Genomic DNA, 20,812 nt, shown 5'->3' with positions numbered 1-20,812 from the left:
GGCCGAGATCCTGTGCCTCCAGGAAGAGCGCGTCGTCGCTCGCGACAACACAGTCGCCTTCGCGCGGCTCAGATTGCAGCTGCCGCAAAGTCCGATCCGACATCACTTCGTCAAAGCCACGGTCAAGATCAGGCAATATCCTGATGGCACGTTCGCAATCTTCCACGGGCCGCGTCGCATTGCGGCATATAGCTCCGATGGCACCCCAATCCAGAACTGCCGTCAAATCGGCAGAGCTGCGTGAACCGCTTCGACGCAAACTGAAGCGGACAAATGATGTGCTACCAAACCGGACAACTTGATTAGCTACCGACAGCCATATCGGCATTCCGGCGGCTTTTGCCGTGGATGGCGCGAAGGCGAGGTTCAGGAGGGGCTTTCGAATGATGTGCACAGGCCGGGCTTCCCTCGCCGGCCATGCTTGACTTCGGCTGCTGTCGGCTGTCGACTGCCGTGAACCTGTGTTCTTCAGGCAATTCCGTTGGAATGGTGCGCGCTTTCGCTGGAATTGCCGGGTCAATTTTCGCATTTTCCGACGGAAGCCGCCACGGGCTTTCCTGGAATTGCAACGGGCGAGGGGGATCGTCCTGGCATGGCATCGATCGACCAGGAACCCGCTGGGCGGCCGGATAGCGGGCTTTCCTTCATACCGGTGGCCTGGCTCGTCATCGTCATGGGGCTGTCGGCCTATGGCCTGATCTCGAGCTGGCGGCTGATCGGCGACTTCAGCCTGCCGGAAAACGTCTTCTTCCTGATTTATGGCGGCCTCACCGGCGGCGTCATCACCATTATTTGGGGACTGTACCTGCTTGGCCTGGCCTTCAACCGGTCGGCCCGCTTCCCGCGCCACTACACGATCTGGCAGATCGCCATCATCATCTGGCTCCTCGTTCGCCAGGCCTATGTATTGCTCGTACCCGACTTCGTCTTCTCGGCCGAGGCACTGGGCTACACCGTGGCCGAGATCGCCATCGGGCTGCTGTGCATCTACCTCCTGCGCCGCGGCGCAGGCGCCGAGACGGTCTACGCCAATGCGGAGACCGAACGGCCGCCCGTCTTCATCTCGGTCCTTGCCGCGCTGCTCGGCATCATCCTTGGCGGAGCGATCGGGGCCGGCGCCGGATTCTTCGCCGGCTCACTGATCGCGGACCTGACCCAAATGAGCTGCTTCGAGGGCGCCTGCGGATTTTTCGCGGTCTTTGTCGGCTTGGGAGGGCTGATCGTCGGGGCGATCGCCGGCGGCGTTTTCGCAATCTGGCGGGTCAACCGGCGCAGACCGGCGCGGGTTCGCTAATTTCCACGGCCACTTCAATTTCAAGGCCCGTTAATTTCGTGGCCTTGTGAATTTCATGGGACGCGATTGCGCGGGGATTGCGCACGCTCTATGTCGATTGCGGGGTAGACGGGAGCTCCCGGGGAGAGCGTCGATGTTGCGTTTCATCTTTCGGCTGGCGGCCATGGTCGCGCTGTCGATTTCCGTCATCATGGCGGTGATCGACACGACACGTTCGGTCGCCGCCTCGTCGCTGGTGATGACGCCGCTCAACGCAAGCTGGCTGGCGGCTTCGCCGGATACCCGCGCAGCCTTCGAGACCTTCGTGCGCGCCAAGGCAAGCCCGCTGGTCTGGGACGGCGTCGCGGCCTGGGTGCTGGCCCAGCCCGGTTTCGCGGTGTTCGCGGTGCTTGCCTTCCTGCTTTACGCCGTCGGCTACCGGCGCAAGCGCCGCGGCGCGGAATTCGCTCCAAGCCCCTGAAGCCGCCGGGAAAGGCGCGGCCGGGCCGCCGGTAACCGCTTTTTCCAACAGGTCAAAATTCCACGTGAATTTTGTTTCGGGCCGTGCCAGATTGGCCGCGAGCGGGAGGGGCAAGACACTTCCTGCCTGGCGTCGCAGGCCCGCCGGAGAACCGGGCAGGCAGGCGGTACACAACGGAAAAATAACCGACAGGGTGTGGATCATATGAAACGTATCGTTCTCGGCCTTCTGGCCGCAACAGCAATGGTTCTTCCGGCCTTCGCCGCGGATGTGCAACCGGCCATCCTCTACGATCTCGGCGGCAAGTTCGACAAATCCTTCAACGAGGCTGCCTATCACGGCGCCGAGAAGTTCAAGACCGAAACCGGCGTGGCTTACGTCGAGTTCGAAGTCTCCAACGCCTCGCAACGCGAGCAGGCGCTGCGCCGATTCGCCGAGGACGGCCGCAACCCGATCGTCATGGCCGGCTTTGCCTGGGAGGATGCGCTGAAGAAGGTCGCGGCCGAATATCCCGACCTCAACTTCGCCATCATCGACGATGCCGTCGACCTGCCCAATGTCCGCTCGCTGGTATTCAAGGAGAACGAAGGCTCCTACCTCGTTGGCATCCTGGCGGCGATGGCCTCGAAGTCGAAGAAGGTCGGCTTCGTCGGCGGCATGGACATCCCGCTGATCCGCAAGTTCGAATGCGGCTATGTCGGCGGCGCCAAGTCGGCCGGCGCGACCGACGTCATCCAGAACATGACCGGCGACACGCCGGCCGCCTGGAACGACCCGGCCAAGGGTGGCGAGATCGCCAAGACGCAGATCGACCAGGGCGCCGACGTGGTCTACGCCGCTGCCGGCGGCACCGGCGTCGGCGTGCTGCAGGCCGCAGCGGATGCCGGCAAGCTCGGCATCGGCGTCGATTCCAACCAGAATGGCCTGCAACCCGGCAAGGTGCTGACTTCGATGATGAAGCGCGTCGACGTTGCCGTGTACAACGCCTTCATGGACGGCAAGAACGGCACCTTCAAGGGTGGCCTCGAGAACCTCGGCCTGAAGGAGGGCGGCGTCGACTATGCCATGGACGACAACAACAAGGCTCTGGTCACCGATGAGATGAAGGCCGCCGTCGAAAAGGCCAAGGCCGACATCATCGCCGGCAAAATACAGGTCCACGATTATACCGCAGACAACGCCTGCCCCTATTGATCGGCAGCCGAATCAGGATTGGAACCGCCGGGCGATCGCCCGGCGGTTTCGTTTTGGAGGTGAGATCGTGCGACCGACAATCGAAGCCATGGCGCAAGGCGACGTCGAGGTGATCGCACGGCTGCGGTTCGAGGCTTTCTTTGAAGGCTCGGATCGGACACTCGATGACGACATCGCCGGGTTGCGCGGACTTATCGCCAGCGACGGCTTCGAGGCGGCCTTCGTGGCTCGCGAACAAGGCCAGCCTGTTGGAAGCTGCCTTCTCGTGCGCAATGAAATCGATTCGCCGCACCATCTGACGCCGTGGTTGGCCGGGCTGATCGTCGCGGAGGCATATCGCGGCAGAGGAGTCGGCACCGCGCTGGTCAGAGCCGTCGAGACCTATGCCGCGTCGGTCGGTGTCGGCACGCTCCACCTCTATACATGGCAGGCGCGCGGCTTCTACGAAGCGCTCGGATGGGCTGCGGTCGAGGCCTTTCAACAGGACGGCGCGCCGATGCTTCTGATGTCGCGATCTCTACTTTGAGGCAATTCCAGCCGAACGCTGCATTGAGGCGCCGAGCCTCAACCGCTGCGAAGTTTTCCTGGTATTGCTCCTATAGCGTGCCGGCGAGATAGCCGAGCGCGAAGGCGGCGACCAGGGCAAGCGCAATGACGAGGCCAAGCCTGCCGCCGAGGGAGTGCGGACCGATGCCGTAGGGCTTGCGCTCGAGCCGATGGATCATCATCGGCGGCGGCTCCACTTCAGGGGAGGCAGAACCGGCGAGCCGCGTCTGCATCTGCGGCAATTCGGCAAGACGTCGGCTGATCAGTTCCCAGTGGTTTGCGCGCCTGCCGGGCGCCACGGAATTGAGGGCGCGCAAGCGCTCGTCGAGCCGCAGCACCATGTCGCGAAAGGCGGGATCGATCTCGAGGTCGCGCTCGGCGCGGGCACGTTCCCTGTCGTTCATCAGGCCAAAGACATAGTCGCCGGCCCGGGCGACGCGGTCGCTTTCGCTGGACATGGCCGTCTTCTCCCCTGCTCCTCACCAGTGCGGCGGCTTGGTCACCGGCACATCGGGGGCGGACTGCTCCTCCAATTGCAGGAACCGGTCGGTCAGGGCAGCGAGCTTGCGCTCCATGCGCTCGATCACCTTCCACTGCTCGGCGATCTGGCCTGACAGCTCCTCTATGGTCTTTTCCTGTTCGGCGGCGCGGATTTCCAGCGTCGTCAGCCGATCATCGGGCATGGCCATGCAAAACCCCGACCTTGCGAATGTGAAGCTTCCACCTAGGCAGATATTCGTGGGGTGCCCACGAATATCTGGTTGTGCTCTGTTGGTTCTCGCAGGTTCTGATCGCAAAACCGTGGGACACTTTTGCGGAACCTGCTCACGTTCGAAATTGACAAGGGCGCGGGGATTTGTCGAGAGTGAAAGGCCAATTGGCACGGGCTGGGCATCATGCTAGGCATTTTGACCAAGCGATAAAAAATAAAGAGTGGGACAGGCTGCATGGCGCAAGCCGCAATCGAGCTCATAGGCATCAACAAGAGCTTTGGCGCCGTGCGCGCCAATCGAGACATCAACCTGCAAGTAGCGCGCGGCACCATCCACGGCATTGTCGGCGAGAACGGCGCCGGCAAGTCGACGCTGATGTCGATCCTCTATGGCTTCTACCAGGCCGACAGCGGCGAAATCCACGTCGGCGGCAAGCCGGCGTCGATCCATACGTCCAACGATGCGATCGCGCTCGGCATCGGCATGGTGCACCAGCACTTCATGCTGGTCGACAATTTCACGGTGCTGGAAAACATCATCCTCGGCGCCGAAACCGATGCGCTGTTGAAGAGCAGCATCGCCAAGGCGCGCTCGGAGCTCGACCGGCTGGAGCGGGAATACGGCCTCGAGGTCGATCCGGACGCCGTCATCGAGGAACTGCCGGTCGGCCTCCAGCAGCGCGTGGAAATCCTCAAGGCGCTCTATCGCGGCGCCGAGATCCTGATCCTCGACGAGCCGACCGGGGTGCTGACGCCGGCCGAGGCCGATCACCTTTTCCGCATCCTCAAGCAATTGAAGGAGCAGGGGAAAACCATTGTCCTGATCACACACAAATTGCGCGAGATCATGGCCATCACCGACACGGTTTCGGTGATGCGCCAGGGCACGATGGTGGCGACCCGGGTGACGAAGGAAACCACCGTCGGCGAATTGGCCGAACTGATGGTGGGCCGTCGCGTGCTTCTGCGGGTCGAGAAGGGTGAGTCGGAAGCCGGCGCGATAAAACTCTCGGTCAAGAACCTGACGGTCAAGGATTCGCGCGGCGTCACCATGGTCGACAATGTCTCCTTCGACGTACGCGGCGGCGAGATCGTCGGCATTGCCGGCGTTGCCGGCAACGGCCAGTCGGAACTGCTGGAGGCGATCTCCGGCATCAGGCACGCGGTCTCCGGCGAGGTGACGCTCGACGGCAAGCCGATCGACCTCACCGGCAAGGCCGACCCCGGCGAATTGCGCGACCGGGGCCTCGCCCACGTGCCGGAGGACCGCCATCATGTCGGGCTGGTGCTCGCCTTCGAGGAGAACGAGAATTCGATCCTCGGCTATCACGACGACGAGCGCTACCTGAAGGGACCGTTCCTCAACGTCGATGCCATCATGGCCGACGCGAAGGAAAAGATCGAGAAATACGACATCCGCCCCGGCAATCCGCGGTTGAGGACAGCCAATTTCTCCGGCGGCAACCAGCAGAAGATCGTGTTGGCGCGGGAAATGGAGCAAGATCCCGGTGTGTTGATCGTCGGCCAGCCGACGCGGGGCGTCGATGTCGGCGCCATCGAGTTCATCCACAAGCGGCTGATAGCCATGCGCGATCAGGGCAAGGCCGTGCTGGTGGTGTCGGTCGAGCTCGACGAGATCCGCTCGCTCTCCGACCGCATCCTGGTGATGTTTGCCGGCCGTGTCGTGGGCGAGCGCGGCCCGGACGCGACCGAAGGTGAGCTTGGCCTGCTGATGGCCGGCGTCGAGCACCAGGAGGCCGCGCAATGAGCACGCCTTACGCCAAGCTGCCGGCCTGGGCCGACTACGGGTTGATCCCGCTGATCAACCTGTCGGTGGCCTTCATCGTCGCCGGTTTCGTCGTCTTGCTGGTCGGGGAAAACCCTCTTCGCGCCGCCGTCATCCTGGTCGAAGGCGCCTTCGGCAAGGGCACGGGCATCGCCTTCACCCTGTTCTATGCCACCACCTTCATCTTCACCGGGCTTTCGGTTGCGGTGGCGGCACACTGCAGCCTGTTCAACATCGGCACCGAAGGCCAGGCGTATATAGGCGGCCTGGGCATTGCGCTGGTCTGCCTCAGTTTCGACAGCACATTGCCTTGGTGGGTGATCTTTCCGATGGCGATCGTGGCCGCGGCCGCGTTCGGCGCGCTCTGGGGCCTGATCCCGGCCTACCTGCAGGCCAAGCGCGGCTCACACATCGTCATCACCACCATCATGTTCAACTTCATCGCCGCCTCGGTGATGGTCTATCTGCTGGTCGGTGCGCTGAAGCCGGCCGGCTCGCAGGCGCCGCAGACGCGCAATTTCCTCGCCGGCGCGGAGTTGCCGAAGCTCAACTGGATCATCGAACTGTTCGGCGCCAAGATCCGCTCGGCGCCGCTCAACATCTGCTTCCTGCTGGCGCTGGTCATGGCCTTCCTGGTCTGGCTTTTGATCTGGCGCACCAGGCTCGGCTATGAGATGCGCACCTATGGCCACAGCCCGAAGGCGGCGCGCTATGCCGGGATCTCGGAAACCCGCATCATCATCACCGCGATGATGATTTCGGGCGCGCTGGCCGGCATGATGGCGCTCAACCCGGTAATGGGCGATCAACACAATGTCGCGATCGATTTCGTTTCCGGCGCCGGTTATGTCGGCATCGCGGTCGCGCTGATGGGCAGGCTGCATCCGGTCGGCATCGTGCTGGCGGCGATCCTGTTCGGCATGCTCTACCAGGGCGGCGCCGAACTCGCCTTCGAGATGCCGGCAATCAGCCGCGACATGATCGTCATCATCCAGGGCCTGGTCATCCTCTTCGCCGGCGCGCTTGAGCATATGTTCAGGCCTTATATCCAGACGCTTTTCGCCTCTTTCAGCCCGAAGTCGGTCGGCATGCAGGCGGTCAAGGGGACGGGGGCCTGAGATGGACACGTTCAACGCAATCATCCAGGTGCTGGACTCGACCATCCGCCTTTCGGTGCCGCTGCTGCTCGCCTGCCTGGCGGGCCTATATTCGGAACGGGCCGGCATCTTCGACATCGGGCTTGAAGGCAAGATGCTGGTCGGCGCCTTTGCCGGCGCCTCCGCGGCAGCCGTCTTTCATTCGGCGCTGATCGGCCTCGGCATGGCGATCCTGATCTCGGTTGCCTTCGCGCTGGTGCACGGCTTCGCTTCGATCACGCATCGCGGCAACCAGATCGTTTCCGGCGTGGCGATCAATTTCATCGCGGCCGGGTCGACCATCATTCTCGGCCAGGCCTGGTTCCAGCAGGGCGGGCGCACGCCGGCGCTGCAGCCTGGCGAGCGCTTCGAGGCGATCAACTGGCCCGGCGCCGATGCGATGAGGGATGTGCCGATCATCGGACCGATCTATGACGAACTGATTTCCGGTCACTCGATCCTGGTCTATTTCGCCTTCGCCATGGTGCCCATCACCTGGTGGGTGCTGTTCCGCACCCGTTTCGGCCTGCGTTTGCGCGCGGTCGGCGAAAACCCGGCCGCCGTCGACACCGCCGGCATCTCGGTCGCCTGGCTGCGGTATCGCGCGCTCATTTGCACCGGCATCCTCACCGGCGTGGCCGGCGCGTACCTGTCCATGGTGCAAAACGGCGGCTTCGTGAAGGATATGACAGCAGGCAAGGGCTATATCGCGCTTGCCGCGCTCATCTTCGCCAAGTGGAAGCCGGTCAACGCCATGTTCGCCTGCCTTTTGTTCGGCTTTCTCGACGCAGCGGCCATTCGCCTGCAGGGCTCGCCGCTGCCGATCATCGGCAAGGTGCCCGTGCAATTCATGCAGGCGCTGCCCTATGTGCTGACCGTCATCCTGCTGGCGGGCTTCATCGGTAAGGCTATTCCGCCGCGCGCCGGCGGCGTGCCCTACGTCAAGGAACGCTGAGGCTGGACTCTCGTCCGGCAGCGACCGGCATTTGAACAAGATCGTGGGAGAGAAGAACCGGATGTCGCATGATCTGTTCGAGGCTGCGAAGTCGGCGATGGCCAAGGCTTACGCACCCTATTCGAAATTCCCGGTGGGCGCGGCGCTTCGCACCGAGGATGGACGCGTCTTCACCGGCGCCAACATCGAGGTGGCGTCCTACCCCGAGGGCTGGTGCGCCGAGACGACGGCGCTCGGCCACTATGTCATGGGCGGCGGCGGCAAGATCGTGGAAATCGCGGTGATTGCCGAACGCATGGCCAAATGCCCGCCTTGCGGCGGCTGCCGGCAGCGACTGGCGGAATTCTGCCGACCGGAGACAAAGCTCTATCTTTGCGACAACAGCGGTGTGGCCGAGACTGTGACCATGGGCGACATGCTGCCTTACGGCTTCAGGGGCGACATCTTGAAATGAGGAACGGGCTGAAATGAAGGAAGCGCTGGATCATCTGGTTGAGAGGCTGGACGGGCTCGCGCCCGCGGCGGCGCTCGTGCTGGGCTCGGGCCTCGGCGGGCTGGTCGACCAGGTCAAGGATGCCAGGCGTATTTCCTATGCCGAACTGCCGGGCTTCCCGCGCAGCGGTGTTTCCGGGCATGCCGGCGAGGTCGTGGCCGGGCATTTCGCCGGCACGCCGGTGCTGATGCTGTCCGGCCGCGCGCATTATTACGAGCATGGCAACGCGGCGGCGATGCGTCCGGCGTTGGAGGTGCTTGCTGGTATCGGCATTTCGCGCCTGATCCTCACCAACGCCGCCGGCTCGGTCGATCCGCAGATGGGACCGGGCTCGGTGATGCTGATCACCGACCACATCAATTTTTCCGGCTCCAATCCGTTGATCGGCGAGCCGAGTGACCGCCGCTTCGTCGGCCTTACCGAGGCCTATGACGCCGGCTTGCGTGGCGCGATCGAAAAGGCGGCGAAGGCGACGGACACGGCGCTGCATCAGGGAGTCTACATGTGGTTTTCCGGACCGTGCTTCGAGACGCCGGCCGAGATCCGCATGGCGCGCGTCATGGGGGCGACGGCGGTGGGCATGTCGACGGTGCCGGAAGTCATCCTCGCCCGCTTCCTCGGGCTCAAGGTTGCCGCCTGCTCGGTCATCACCAACCTGGCGGCCGGCATGACCGGCGCCGAGCTCTCGCATCAGGAAACCAAGGACATGGCGCCGGTCGGCGGCGCACGGCTGGCGACGATCCTGCGCCGCCTCTTCCAGGACGGCTTGCCCGGCTGATGCTGCCGCAGGAGATCATTCGCCGCAAGCGCGACGGCCATAGGCTCTCAGCCGGCGAGATCGCGGCCTTCGTCACCGGGCTGACGGCCGGCACCATCTCCGAAGGGCAGGTCGGCGCGTTCGCGATGGCCGTCTTCCTCAACGGCATGAGCCGCGAGGAAGCGGTGGCGCTGACAATCGCGATGCGCGATTCCGGCGACGTGCTCGACTGGTCCGACCTGCCGGGCCCGGTCACGGACAAGCATTCGACGGGCGGCGTCGGCGACAATGTCTCGCTCATGCTGGCGCCGATCGTCGCCGCCTGCGGCGCCTATGTGCCGATGGTCTCCGGCCGGGGCCTGGGCCATACCGGCGGCACGCTGGACAAGATGGATGCCATCCCCGGCTACGCCAGCCAGCCGGACGTGGCGCTTTTCCGCCAGACGGTGCTCGAGACCGGTTGCGCCATCATCGGCCAGACCGCGGATCTGGCGCCGGCCGACCGCAGGCTCTACGCGATCCGCGATGTGACGGGCACGGTCGAATCGATACCGCTGATCACTGCCTCGATCCTGTCGAAGAAGCTTGCCGCCGGGCTCGGTTCGCTGGTGCTCGACGTCAAGGTCGGCAACGGTGCCTTCATGGAAAAGTCGCGCGACGCGGTCGCCCTGGCGAACAGCCTGGTCGAGGTCGCCAATGGCGCGGGCTTGAATGCCTCGGCGCTGGTGACGGGCATGAACGAGCCGCTGGCCTCGGCGGCCGGCAACGCGGTCGAGGTGAAGAATGCCGTCGATTTCCTCGCCGGCCGCTATCGCGACCGCCGGCTGGAGGAAGTGACGCTGGCTCTGGCAGCCGAGATGCTGCAGTCGGCGGGGCTCGTTTTATCCAACCAGGATGGCATTAGGCGCGCCACCGAAGCGCTTGCTGGCGGCCGGGCGGCCGCCGTCTTCGCGCGGATGGTGTCCGTGCTTGGCGGACCGGGCGATTTCATCGAGAACCCGGAAAAGTATCTGCCGACCGCGCCGGTCGAACTGGCGGTAAAAGCAGGACAGGACGGGTTCGTGACCGGCATCGCAGCGCGCGATATCGGGCTTGCCGTCGTCACGCTTGGCGGCGGCCGTTCCCGTCCGGACGACAAGATCGATCATGGCGTCGGTTTGACCAGGCTGTTGCCGGTCGGAGCCGAGGCGCGCTCAGGCGAGGCATTGGCGCTGGTGCATGCCCGCACCGACGCGGAGGCCGAGGCGACCGCGGCCGCTGTGCGTGCTGCCTATACGATCGGAGTTTCCAGGCCGCCCGCCGAGAAGACCGTGCTCAGGCGGATTTTGGCCCGATAGAGCGGTTCATCGTTTCGCGGAAACGATGAACCGCTCTGTCTTTTGTTTTTGACGCAATTCCGGACCGAAAACCGCTGCACACTTTCCTGGAATTGCTTACGCGGACGTTACTGAACGAGCAGCAGCGCGCCGTCCTGGACCTGGTATTTCTGCAACCGCTGCAGGAAGCTCATGCCGATCAGGTTGGTCTGCAGCGCCCGGTCGTCGAGCACCATCGCCTGGACGTTGTCGACGGAGATCTTGCCGATCTGCAGGTGGTCGACCGTCACCACGGCGGCCTTGATCGCGCCGTTGGCGGTGTTCACCTGGCGATTGAAGTCGGACGGGTTGAGCGAGATGCCGATCCTGCGCGCGGTCGAGGTGTTGATGGCGACCAGCGTCGCGCCGGTGTCGATCATGCCGTCGATCTGGCGGCCGTTGAGCTTGAACTGCGATGTGAAATGGCCGCGCCCGTCGGCATTGACCAGCACCTGTCGGCCGAGCGGCATAGGGGTCGCCGGCTTGTCCGGGACTGAAGCGAGATTGACTTGCGGCTCGGGCTGCGGCGCTGCCGGCCGCGCGGCGACGGTCGATCTCAGCAGTCCGTCCAGCAAATGCGGATTCGCCTGATAGACGATCGGAATCGAGGCCGAGGTTCCGGCAAAGACGCCAAGGATGAGAAGCTTGCGCAGCATGGATGCCTCTTCGCGAAGGCTGCATGCTTAAGCCGACATGGTGTTTTCGGCTTTAACGCTTTCCGGAACCGCAAGCTTGCGTAAACAGATGGTAAAGAAAGGCGCTCACTTTGTCCCGTACATGCGGTCGCCGGCGTCACCCAGCCCGGGCATGATATAGCCCTTGTCGTTCAACTGGCGGTCGATCGAGGCGGTGAAGATCGGCACATCCGGATGCGCCCTGGTGAAGCGTTCGATGCCTTCGGGAGCTGCGAGCAGGCAGAGGAAGCGGATGTTGGTGGCGCCGCGTCCTTTCAGCTTGTCGATCGCGGCGATCGCCGAATTGGCCGTCGCCAGCATCGGATCGACGACGATCACCAGGCGGTCCGCAAGATCGCTCGGCGCCTTGAAGAAATACTCGACGGCTTCCAGCGTCTCATGATCGCGGTAGAGGCCGATATGGGCGACGCGCGCGGCCGGCACCAGGTCGAGCAAACCTTCGAGCAGGCCGTTGCCGGCGCGCAGCACCGAGGCGAAAACCAGCTTCTTGCCCTCCAGCGTCGGCGCCTCCATCTCCTCGATCGGTGTCTCGATCATGGTCGTGGTCAGTTCGAGGTTGCGGGTCACCTCATAGCCGAGCAGCAGCGAGATCTCGCGCAGCAGCCGCCGGAAGCCGGCCGTCGAGGTCTCCTTCTTGCGCATGATGGTCAGCTTGTGCTGGACAAGGGGGTGGTCGACGACGGTGACGCCCTGCATGGTCTGCTCCAGTGAACGGTGAATAGTGAATAGTGAATAGTGAGCGGGTTTGCGAGTCCTGATGGATCGATGGTTGTGGTTGACAGGCCGACGAGCCGGCGCACCATTCACCGGCCGCCGCCGTTCACCCGCGCCAGCAGCGCGGCCCTGGTCTTCCTGTCGACGAAGGCTGCCTCGATCGCCGTCCGGGTGACAGCGGCCAGCGCCTTGTCGTTCATGGCGAAATGCTCGGCGGCGATATCGTATTCGCGCTTCAGCGAGGTCCAGAAATAGGGCGGGTCGTCGGAGTTGAGCGTCACCTTGCAGCCGGCGGCGCGTAGCGCCGGGAAGGGATGGTCGGCGAAGCTGTCGAACACTTTCAGCGCGATGTTGGAGCCCGGACAGCATTCCAACACCACGCCTTCAGTGGCGATACGGCGGACGAGGTCCGGGTTCTCGATGGCGCGCACGCCATGGCCGATGCGAGAGGGGCGGATGTGGTCGAGGGCCGCCTTGACGCTTTCCCAGCCCATCAACTCGCCGGCGTGAATGGTGATGCCGAGGCCAGCCTCGCGCGCGATCTCGAAGGCGCGCACATAATCCTCGAAATCGCCGACGCGCTCGTCGCCGGCGACGCCGAAACCGGTCACCAGCGGATGGCCGCAACGGGCGGCGAAGCGCGCCGCCTGTTCGATCGCCTCGACCCCGACATGGCGCACGCCGGTGACGATCATGCGGCCTTCGATGCCGGTCTTGGCCTTGGCACGGGCCATACCTTCACCCAGGGCATCCGTATAGGCCTTTGGCGAGAGGCCGGCCTTTATCGCATGGTCCGGCGAGGTGAACACCTCTGAATAGATGGCGCCGTCGCGGGCGAGGCTGGTCAGATAGTGGTCGGCAAGGCGCGCGTAATCCTCTTCCGTGCGGAAGAGGTCCGAGGCAAAGTCGTAAGCCGCGAGGAAAGAGGTGAAATCGTGCCAGACGAAAGAGCCATCCTGGATGTAGGGCGAGGCGTCCTTGCCGTATTTGCGTGCCTGGCTGACGACGAGCTCGGGCGCCGCCGCCCCTTCAATGTGGCAGTGCAGTTCGGCTTTCAAGATCATGCGGTCATCCCGTCCGGTATGCTGTTCTCGCACAGATTCTGGCCAGAAAATCATGCGTGACGTTTCCCGACCGGGTTTTGAAAGCGCGGCCGAAAACCGCGCCTTGGACAATAGCGTCGGCACAATCGATCGGCTATGGTCCCGCCGGTTTTATGACGGATCAAAATAATGTCAGTTGAGAGAACCACGGCCGCGGGCGGCATGGAAACCTCCTATGGTTTCAAGAAGGTCGGGGCGGGCGAGAAGCAGCCCCTCGTCAACGACGTCTTCCATAAGGTGGCCAAGCGATACGACCTCATGAACGATCTCATGTCGGCCGGGCTGCACCGGCTGTGGAAGGACGCGATGGTCGCCTGGCTGAACCCGCCGAAGCGTCCGGGCTGGAAGGTGCTCGATGTTGCCGGCGGCACCGGCGACATCGCCTTCCGCATCGTCGAGGCCAGTCAGCGCCAGGCCCATGCCACGGTGCTCGACATCAATGGCTCGATGCTGAGTGTCGGTCGCGACCGCGCCGAGAAACTGGGCCTTGCGGCCAACACCGACTTCGTCGAGGCCAATGCCGAGGCGCTGCCTTTCGAGGACGGTACCTTCGATGTCTATACGATCGCCTTCGGCATCCGCAATGTGCCGCGCGTCGAGGTCGCCCTTGCCGAAGCCTATCGCGTGCTGAAGCGCGGCGGCCGATTGCTCTGCCTCGAATTCTCCGAGGTCGATATGCCGCTGCTCGACAAAGTCTATGAGACCTGGTCGTTCAACGCGATCCCCAGGATCGGCAAGGCGGTCACCGGCGATGGCGAGCCCTATTCCTATCTCGTCGAATCGATCCGCAAGTTCCCGAACCAGCAGAATTTCGCGGCGATGATTACCCGCGCCGGCTTCGATCGCGTCACTTTCCGCAACTATTCGGGCGGCATCGCCGCCCTTCATTCCGGCTGGAAGCTTTGAGGCGGGACCCGTTGAAGCAGGCCGCTTTGAATCAAGCCCCTCTGAAACAGGCAGGGCGATGAGCAGCGTCGCCGCGGCCTTCAGGCTCGCCCGGGCCGGTTGGGTGCTGGTGCGTGAGGGCGTCGTCGCGGCACTGCCGGGCGAAGAACTTTCCGGCATGCCGAAATTCGGCTGGCGCGTGGCGCGGCTTTTTACCCGCCGCCGGGCGCTGAGCTATCAGCGCGGCGACAGGCTGGCGCGAGCGGTGGTGCGGCTCGGACCCTCCTATGTCAAGCTCGGCCAGTTCCTGGCGACGCGGCCCGATGTCGTCGGCAACGACATGGCGCTGGACCTCGCGCTCCTGCAGGACAAGATGCACACCTTCCCGAAGGCGGAGGCGATTCACGCGATCGAAGCCTCGCTCGGGCGCAAGATCGACGACCTCTATGCCAGCTTTGGCGATCCCGTCGCCGCCGCTTCGATCGCGCAGGTGCACGGCGCCGACGTGGCTCGCGAGGGGGCGACGTCGCGTGTTGCGGTCAAGGTGATCCGGCCCGGCGTGCGCCGGCGCTTTTTCCATGATCTCGAAAGCTATTTCCTCGCCGCCCACCTGCAGGAGAGATACATCCCCTCGTCGCGCCGCCTGCGCCCGGTCGAGGTGACCCAGACGCTGGCGCAGACCACCAAGGTCGAGATGGATCTCAGGCTCGAGGCGGCGGCGCTTTCGGAGCTCGGCGAGAACACCAAGGGCGATCCGGGCTTCCGCGTGCCGGTGGTCGACTGGGAGCGCACCGGCCGCGACGTGCTCACCATGGAATGGATCGACGGCGTCAAGATGAACGACATTGCCGGCCTTGCCGCTGCCGGTCATGACCTCAAGGCGATCGCCGCCAATCTCATCCAGTCGTTCCTGCGGCACACGCTACGCGACGGCTTCTTCCACGCCGACATGCATCCGGGGAACCTGTTCGTCGAGGCCAACGGCACCATCGTCGCCGTCGATCTCGGCATTGCCGGGCGGCTCGGCAAGAAGGAGCGACGTTTCCTCGCCGAGATCCTCTACGGCTTCATCGTGCGCGACTACCAGCGCGTCGCCGAGGTGCATTTCGAGGCCGGCTATGTGCCGCGCCAGCACAACGTCTCGGCCTTCGCGCAGGCGATTCGCGCCATCGGCGAGCCGATCCACGGTCAGTCGGCCGACACCATTTCGATGGCCAAGCTCCTGACCTTGCTGTTCGAGGTCACCGAACTGTTCGATATGGCGACGCGGCCTGAGCTTATCCTGCTGCAGAAGACCATGGTCGTGGTCGAGGGCGTCGCCCGCACGCTCGATCCGGCCTTCAACATGTGGAAGACGTCCGAGCCGGTGGTCGGCGACTGGATCGCCGGCAATCTCGGTCCGCGCGGACTGCTTACCGATGCGCGCGACGGCACCAAGGCGCTGCTGGCGCTGGCGCGCCAGGCGCCGGACATTGCCGCCCGCACCGAACGGCTCTCGCGCGAGATCGACCTGATGGCCGAGAACGGCCTGCGTTTCGACGAAGCGACTGCCCGCGCCATCGGCAAGGCCGAAGCGCGGCATACCCGCTCCGGCCGGGTGGCGCTGTGGGTAATCGCGCTGACGTTGATCTACATTGCGTGGAAATTGCTCTGATTGGCATCCTGCTTGCGGGCATTTGATTGCATTGCTATCATTGCATGCGCTATCTGAAAGCGGGTGCAATCACATGGCCAGCATCACGATCCGGAATCTCGATGATGAGGTCAAGGACCTGCTCCGGCAACTTGCGGCCGAAAATGGCTGCTCGATGGAGGAGCAGGCGCGGGCGATGATCCGCGCCGCGGTCGAAGGCCGGGCGGGGCGAGCCGACCGCATTGACCAGATCGAGGAGGCGCTGCGTGCGCTGGCAGGTTCGAAGGAGCAGGCGGCGCCGGTTGTCGCCGCTGCGGGCAGACCCGTCGTGCGAGGCTCTCTTTCCGGCAAACGCATCTTGCTCATCATTGGCGGCGGCATCGCCGCCTACAAGACGCTCGACCTGATCCGGCGGCTGCGCGAGCGCGGCGCTTCGGTCCGGGTGGTGATGACGGCTGCCGCGCAGGAATTCGTCACCACGCTGTCGGTCGGCGCGCTTTCGGCCGACCGTGTTTTCACCGACCTGTTCGATCGCCATGACGAGCATGACGTCGGCCATATAAGGCTGTCGCGCGAGGCCGATTTGCTAGTCGTGGCGCCGGCCACCGCCGACTTGATGGCGAAGCTCGCCAACGGTCATGCCAACGACCTTGCCTCGACCGTGCTTCTGGCCACCGACAAGCCGGTGCTGCTGGCGCCGGCGATGAACCCGAAAATGTGGGGGCATCCGGCAACGCGCCGCAATCGCGCGACGCTGCAGAAGGACGGCATCGCCTTTGTCGGTCCCGCCAGGGGCGAGATGGCGGAAAGCAACGAGGCGGGCGAGGGCCGCATGGCCGAGCCGTTGGAAATCGTCGCGGCGATCGAGGCGCTGCTCGACGGGAGGCCGAAGCCGCTTGCCGGGCGCAGGATAATCGTCACCTCGGGGCCGACGCATGAGCCGATCGACCCGGTGCGCTACATCGCCAACCGGTCGTCCGGCAAACAGGGCCATGCCATCGCTGCGGCGCTGGCAAGGCTCGGCGCCGATGTGCGGCTCGTCTCCGGCCCGGTCACCATCGCCGATCCGGCCGGTGTTTTGACCACTCATGTCGAGACCGCGGCCGAAATGAAGAATGCGGTCGAGAGCATGCTGCCGGCGGACGCAGCGGTGTTCGTCGCCGCCGTTGCCGACTGGCGCACAGCGAACGCAGCCGGCGAGAAGATCAAGAAGGTGCCGGGCAAGGGACCGCCTTCGCTGCAGATGGTGGAGAATCCCGACATCCTTGCCGGCATCGGCCATCACGCGCGCAGGCCGGGACTCGTCGTTGGCTTCGCCGCCGAGACACAGGACCTCATCGCCAATGCCGAGGCGAAGCTCAAGAAGAAGGGCGCGGACTTCATCGTCGCCAATGACGTTTCACAGGAAAGCGGCATCGGAACCTCAGGCGTCATGGGCGGCGACCGCAACAAGGTGCGGATCGTGTCGAAGGCGGGCGTCGAGGAATGGCCCGAAATGGGCAAGGACGAGGTGGCGGCGCGGCTCGCGACACTTATTGCAGAGCGGCTGAAGACGATCGTCGTCTGATCGTCCGCGGCTCAGCCTTCCTCGAAGAGTTCGATTGAGTTTCCCGAAGGATCAAGGATGACGAGTTGCGATCCGCCGGGGCCGGTCCTCAGCGGCACCCGTATCGTGCAACCCGCTGCTTCGATGCCCGCCTGGCGCGATGTCAAATCGTCGGTGATCAAGACTATTCTGTTCCAGCCTCCGGCCGAAGGGGTCTCCCCCTCGGCGGTCGGCTGCGCGGCCGACGAACGGGGGCCGGCAAGCCAAAGCGTCAACGAACCGCGCCTGACGATGGCCATCGCAGGCCCATATTGCGCTATCAGCTCGAATTCCAGGACATCCGTGTAAAAAGCGATCGCTTCCTGGACGTCACGGACAAAGTAGCGTACGGCGGACATCGGCCCATCCTCACTGCGGAATCGTCCTCATAGCATTCCACAGGCGAGCGACAATATAGAGCGTTTGCCCGTTTCTCGGAAACACTCTATCTCTTTGTTTTGACACGATTCCTGACGGAAAGCGGTGTCACAGGTTGGCCTGTGATCAACTGGTGGCTTGCCGCAGCCTTCCCGCCGTGCCCCAGATCCTGAAGGCAGCGAGACAGCCGACGATGCCGAGCGGCACGAAGGCGAGAAACAGCCAGCCGGCGACGCCGGCGGCCGCCTCGCGGTTAAGGCCGCCGGAGAAGCCACTGGCGTTGGCGACGATACCGGCAAGCGCGGCGCCGACCGCGTAGCCGATGCGCTGCATGGTCGGCACCGCGGCTGACGCGATGGTCTGCTCGCCGTCGCGGGCCGAAGCGACAATGACGCGCGTGAGGAACGGCCAGCAGACGCCGAAGCCGCCGCCCTGCAGCAGGGCGCAGAGCAGGATCAGCGGGATCGAGCCTGCGGGAATTGCGTAGGCGAAACCGGCAAGGCCCGAGGCGATCATCAGCGCGCCAATGACAATGATCGCGCGTTCACGCTCCAGCGGCGCGTTGGCGATGAGGATCGACAGGATCGACCAAGCGATCGACTCGGCAGCGATGATGTAGCCGGTGGTGAGCAACGGAATGCCGTGAAGCGTGGTCAGGAGCAGTGGCCCATAAATGGTAAAGGTGCAAGTGGCGACCGAAAACGCCGCAACCATGGTCATGCCGCTGCCAAGCGGCGAGCGCCATGAGAACAGGGGCGACGGGAAGAGGCGCGAGCGCGGTCTGAGAGCGTCGATGCGGAAGAACAGCGCCAGTCCGATCATGCCGAGGGTCAGCAGCAGCGACGAGCGCAAGAGTGCAATATCGACGCCGGCGGCGGCGATCAGCACAACGCTGGCGGCCAGACAAGCGAGCGCCGGATAGGGGAAGGGCGGCGCCGTGCCGCTGCCCGCCTGAGCCTTCGTCGCCTCGGGCGTGTCGAGCACGATGAAGCTCGCCAGAGCCATCACCGCACCACCGAAAGTGAAGGCGCCGAAGGCCCAGCGCCACGACAGGTACTCTGTCATGATCGCGCCGAGCATCGGTCCGCTGAAAGCGGCGACGCCCCAGACCGCCGACATGATGCCGAACAGCTGCGGCCAGATGTTGCGCGCAAACAGGCGCTCGACCGAGACGAAGGCGAGCGACACGAGCGCGCCGCCGCCAAGTCCCTCGACAAGGCGTCCGGCGAGGAACAGCGGCATCGACGGTGCCGTCGCGCAGATCAGCGCGCCTGCCGCGTAAAGCAGGGTGGCGACCATCATGTTGGAGCGCAGCGCGACATAGCTCACCAGTCGCCCGGCCGCGGCCCCCGCGACAATGGCGCCGAGTTCGTAGATCGCCAGCGACCACCCAACCAGCTGCACGCCCGCCAGTTCGCCGACCATGGCCGGCATCACCGTCGCCACCATCGTCTCATTGGTGGCATGCAGCAGGATACCCAGGCTGATGAAGCAGAAGCGCGCCAGGTCGCCGCTTGCCCAAAGCGCCCGCCAGTCCACCTTGTTTTTGGTCACCTTGGTGCCGCTTGCCGCCGTCACGTCGATCTCCTGCTTGTTTTTCTGCAACTCATCGGCATTGCGAACGAGGCGCCAGATCCAGTTCGGCAGGGCTTGTAGAACCTCAAGCGCGGTTGAGCTCAAGAGGCTTCCTCACGAATGTTTGCGGGAGGTGCGCTGGGCACAGGAAGGGTGAATGCTCGCGGAGTATGTCAGTGAATCGGGCTTGGCTCGGCTTCGGACACAGGTCGGCAGCCGTCTATCACAGGGTGTATGGTCCACTGGTTTTCCGGATCCTGCTGGGCAGCGACGGTCAGCGGCGAGCCAGCCGAATTCACGGCTTCGCACCAGCGGGTGGGGCTGCCTTCTGGAATCGGAGATTCATTCCAGCTGCCGTTCCAGGTGCCGATCTTCTGACAGTGCTTGATCGGGTGGATTTCATTCCAGCCTTCGTGAGCGGAATCATAGACCCACGTCCCCTTGACGAACAGGATGTCGGCACCTCGCCTCGTCGGGTCATTGACATGAAGATCGCCGAGATTTTCGTCGAGATCGGCGGGATTTGCTGTGTCGAGAAGGCCAACGATGCCTCCGACTATGACAATTGCCGCTGCGATTACCGTCAGGATCGCGCAGGCGATCCAGCCGAAGAAGGGAATGGCGCAAACCACCCCGCGGTGGCAACGGGGATCGCGGCAAGGCACGCGATCATAAGGTCGTAGACGCCGGCTCCTTCGAATTCGCAGTGAACCACCGCGGTAGGGTCATCGTTGGCCCACTGACGTGCCTCCAGTCCTTGCCAGTCGAGGCCTGCGTTCTGGATTGCGGGCGTGTTGGCGATGAGGCGTCGCGCTGAAACGGCTTCAGGCGACGCGCTTTAAGTCTTTGTTTTGATGCATGTCGTTGTCACAGAACCGCTGCACACTTCTGAGCGGCATGCATCATATGCGCGGAAGCCGCACCCTTCGTTGCGGGCGCGGCCCTTCGGAGTGCCGTAGTCTCGCGGCAGTTACTTGTAGGAATGAACCAGATCCAGCGACGCCACCGCTACGGCCAGATTGACGCCGGTCTGCGCCTGGACGCTGAGCGGCTCAAGCATGAAGGCGCTGTTCCATCCGCCGACCAGGACGTTGGCGCCGCCGCCGGTCACCACGCTCGCCTCGGCATTGACACCGTAATAACTACCGGCGAGGTCCCCCGCAGCATGCTTGGGAGTGGCGGCCAGGACCGCCCAGACGAGCTGGCCCTGATGGGTCTTGCCGACATCGACGCCGAGCTTGGAGATCATCCCGGTGTAAATCTCGGCCGGCCCGTGATGAGAGGGCCGGAAGACGCAGGACACGCCCTTATTCGACGTGATGACGTAGCCGACGCCGCCGTCGATCGTGCAATCGAGCGTGCCGAGCCGGAGCGTGCCGGCGCTGACCGGAGAAGCGAGGACCGTGGCGGTAAGCGCGGCAGCGGCACAGGCAAGTGTTTTGATCATTGGAAAGGTCCTTTCGCGAAAATTGGCCCCGGCTTAAACGATCGAGGTGCGCGGAGCGTTCCGCCGAAAACTTGGCGCGAACATGGCAAAGGTTAACGCATTGCCTGGG

General features: G+C 64.1%; 23 protein-coding genes. 13 read left to right on the top strand and 10 right to left on the bottom strand.

The genetic code is table 11. The features are described from left to right. Positions 1 to 394: hypothetical protein (locus tag F3H96_RS30875; RefSeq protein ID WP_210248150.1), on the bottom strand; the 394-nt coding region annotated here is incomplete at its 3' end. A 198-nt stretch (positions 395 to 592) separates the two neighbouring features. Between F3H96_RS30875 and F3H96_RS06755 the strand changes: the two genes are divergently transcribed. The 4 genes from F3H96_RS06755 (at position 593) to F3H96_RS06740 (ending at position 3,474) form a co-directional block, all read left to right on the top strand. Beyond that, positions 593 to 1,294, top strand: a complete 702-nt coding sequence (locus tag F3H96_RS06755) for a DUF2569 domain-containing protein (protein ID WP_149791146.1) — start codon at positions 593 to 595, stop codon at positions 1,292 to 1,294. A 133-nt stretch (positions 1,295 to 1,427) separates the two neighbouring features. Continuing rightward, positions 1,428 to 1,754 (top strand): hypothetical protein, encoded by a 327-nt coding sequence (locus F3H96_RS06750; RefSeq protein WP_149791145.1) that lies wholly within the window; start codon positions 1,428 to 1,430, stop codon positions 1,752 to 1,754. Between the two features lie 204 nt (positions 1,755 to 1,958). Beyond that, positions 1,959 to 2,948, top strand: coding sequence for a BMP family ABC transporter substrate-binding protein (locus F3H96_RS06745; RefSeq protein WP_149791144.1), 990 nt, complete (start codon positions 1,959 to 1,961; stop codon positions 2,946 to 2,948). A 67-nt stretch (positions 2,949 to 3,015) separates the two neighbouring features. After that, entirely contained in the window at positions 3,016 to 3,474 is a 459-nt protein-coding gene (locus tag F3H96_RS06740) for a GNAT family N-acetyltransferase (protein WP_149791143.1), read from the top strand. Positions 3,475 to 3,544: 70 nt separating this feature from the next. On the opposite strand, the gene F3H96_RS06735 is transcribed toward F3H96_RS06740, so the two are convergent. Together F3H96_RS06735 and F3H96_RS06730 are read right to left on the bottom strand one after the other, a co-directional pair. Continuing rightward, the gene (locus tag F3H96_RS06735) at positions 3,545 to 3,952 is read right to left on the bottom strand and encodes a hypothetical protein (protein WP_149791142.1); all 408 of its coding nucleotides are present in this window, start codon (positions 3,950 to 3,952) and stop codon (positions 3,545 to 3,547) included. A gap of 21 nt (positions 3,953 to 3,973) precedes the next feature. Beyond that, positions 3,974 to 4,183, bottom strand: a complete 210-nt coding sequence (locus tag F3H96_RS06730; RefSeq protein ID WP_149791141.1) for a SlyX family protein — start codon at positions 4,181 to 4,183, stop codon at positions 3,974 to 3,976. Between the two features lie 258 nt (positions 4,184 to 4,441). Between F3H96_RS06730 and F3H96_RS06725 the strand changes: the two genes are divergently transcribed. The 6 genes from F3H96_RS06725 (at position 4,442) to deoA (ending at position 10,670) form a co-directional block, all read left to right on the top strand. Further along, positions 4,442 to 5,974 carry an ABC transporter ATP-binding protein gene (locus F3H96_RS06725; RefSeq protein WP_149791140.1) on the top strand — a complete coding sequence of 511 codons (1,533 nt, stop codon included), beginning with the start codon at positions 4,442 to 4,444 and terminating at the stop codon, positions 5,972 to 5,974. Beyond that, positions 5,971 to 7,110 (top strand): ABC transporter permease, encoded by a 1,140-nt coding sequence (locus F3H96_RS06720; RefSeq protein ID WP_149791139.1) that lies wholly within the window; start codon positions 5,971 to 5,973, stop codon positions 7,108 to 7,110. Before F3H96_RS06725 ends, F3H96_RS06720 begins: the two co-directional genes overlap by 4 nt. Position 7,111: 1 nt before the next feature. Beyond that, positions 7,112 to 8,083 carry an ABC transporter permease gene (locus F3H96_RS06715; RefSeq protein ID WP_149791138.1) on the top strand — a complete coding sequence of 324 codons (972 nt, stop codon included), beginning with the start codon at positions 7,112 to 7,114 and terminating at the stop codon, positions 8,081 to 8,083. Between the two features lie 61 nt (positions 8,084 to 8,144). Next, positions 8,145 to 8,537: a cytidine deaminase gene (gene cdd, locus F3H96_RS06710; RefSeq protein ID WP_149791137.1), complete on the top strand. Its 393-nt coding sequence runs from the start codon at positions 8,145 to 8,147 to the stop codon at positions 8,535 to 8,537. A 13-nt stretch (positions 8,538 to 8,550) separates the two neighbouring features. Then, complete coding sequence (locus tag F3H96_RS06705; protein ID WP_149791136.1) at positions 8,551 to 9,354, top strand: purine-nucleoside phosphorylase; 804 nt, start codon at positions 8,551 to 8,553, stop codon at positions 9,352 to 9,354. Continuing rightward, entirely contained in the window at positions 9,354 to 10,670 is a 1,317-nt protein-coding gene (gene deoA / locus F3H96_RS06700) for a thymidine phosphorylase (RefSeq protein ID WP_149791135.1), read from the top strand. The genes F3H96_RS06705 and deoA overlap by 1 nt, the downstream gene beginning before the upstream one ends. A gap of 107 nt (positions 10,671 to 10,777) precedes the next feature. On the opposite strand, the gene F3H96_RS06695 is transcribed toward deoA, so the two are convergent. The 3 genes from F3H96_RS06695 to F3H96_RS06685 form a co-directional block, all read right to left on the bottom strand. Continuing rightward, positions 10,778 to 11,344, bottom strand: a complete 567-nt coding sequence (locus tag F3H96_RS06695) for a TIGR02281 family clan AA aspartic protease (RefSeq protein WP_149791134.1) — start codon at positions 11,342 to 11,344, stop codon at positions 10,778 to 10,780. A 105-nt stretch (positions 11,345 to 11,449) separates the two neighbouring features. Continuing rightward, complete coding sequence (gene upp / locus F3H96_RS06690) at positions 11,450 to 12,079, bottom strand: uracil phosphoribosyltransferase (protein ID WP_040990420.1); 630 nt, start codon at positions 12,077 to 12,079, stop codon at positions 11,450 to 11,452. Positions 12,080 to 12,186: 107 nt separating this feature from the next. Then, a complete protein-coding gene (locus tag F3H96_RS06685) occupies positions 12,187 to 13,161 on the bottom strand; it encodes an adenosine deaminase (protein ID WP_149791133.1) in 975 nt (324 codons plus the stop codon). A 168-nt stretch (positions 13,162 to 13,329) separates the two neighbouring features. On the opposite strand from F3H96_RS06685, the gene ubiE reads away from it, so the two are divergent. The 3 genes from ubiE to coaBC all read left to right on the top strand — a co-directional run bounded on the left by ubiE (position 13,330) and on the right by coaBC (position 17,285). After that, positions 13,330 to 14,106 (top strand): bifunctional demethylmenaquinone methyltransferase/2-methoxy-6-polyprenyl-1,4-benzoquinol methylase UbiE, encoded by a 777-nt coding sequence (ubiE, locus tag F3H96_RS06680; RefSeq protein WP_149791132.1) that lies wholly within the window; start codon positions 13,330 to 13,332, stop codon positions 14,104 to 14,106. Positions 14,107 to 14,164: 58 nt separating this feature from the next. Next, complete coding sequence (gene ubiB, locus F3H96_RS06675) at positions 14,165 to 15,739, top strand: 2-polyprenylphenol 6-hydroxylase (RefSeq protein ID WP_149791131.1); 1,575 nt, start codon at positions 14,165 to 14,167, stop codon at positions 15,737 to 15,739. Between the two features lie 73 nt (positions 15,740 to 15,812). Further along, the gene (coaBC, locus tag F3H96_RS06670) at positions 15,813 to 17,285 is read left to right on the top strand and encodes a bifunctional phosphopantothenoylcysteine decarboxylase/phosphopantothenate--cysteine ligase CoaBC (protein ID WP_210248149.1); all 1,473 of its coding nucleotides are present in this window, start codon (positions 15,813 to 15,815) and stop codon (positions 17,283 to 17,285) included. An 11-nt stretch (positions 17,286 to 17,296) separates the two neighbouring features. On the opposite strand, the gene F3H96_RS06665 is transcribed toward coaBC, so the two are convergent. The 4 genes from F3H96_RS06665 to F3H96_RS06650 form a co-directional block, all read right to left on the bottom strand. Next, positions 17,297 to 17,662 (bottom strand): VOC family protein, encoded by a 366-nt coding sequence (locus F3H96_RS06665; RefSeq protein WP_149791130.1) that lies wholly within the window; start codon positions 17,660 to 17,662, stop codon positions 17,297 to 17,299. Positions 17,663 to 17,807: 145 nt separating this feature from the next. Next, positions 17,808 to 19,259: an MFS transporter gene (locus F3H96_RS06660; RefSeq protein WP_188131310.1), complete on the bottom strand. Its 1,452-nt coding sequence runs from the start codon at positions 19,257 to 19,259 to the stop codon at positions 17,808 to 17,810. A gap of 170 nt (positions 19,260 to 19,429) precedes the next feature. Then, the gene (locus tag F3H96_RS06655) at positions 19,430 to 19,888 is read right to left on the bottom strand and encodes a hypothetical protein (protein WP_149791129.1); all 459 of its coding nucleotides are present in this window, start codon (positions 19,886 to 19,888) and stop codon (positions 19,430 to 19,432) included. Positions 19,889 to 20,226: 338 nt separating this feature from the next. Continuing rightward, a complete protein-coding gene (locus F3H96_RS06650) occupies positions 20,227 to 20,703 on the bottom strand; it encodes a DUF992 domain-containing protein (RefSeq protein WP_149791128.1) in 477 nt (158 codons plus the stop codon). Positions 20,704 to 20,812 lie beyond the last annotated feature (109 nt).

Source organism: Mesorhizobium sp. NFR06, assembly GCF_900115245.1.
Classification (GTDB): domain Bacteria; phylum Pseudomonadota; class Alphaproteobacteria; order Rhizobiales; family Rhizobiaceae; genus Mesorhizobium.
The sequence above is the reverse complement of the archived record's forward strand: the minus strand, read 5'-3'. Positions and strand labels throughout refer to the sequence as shown.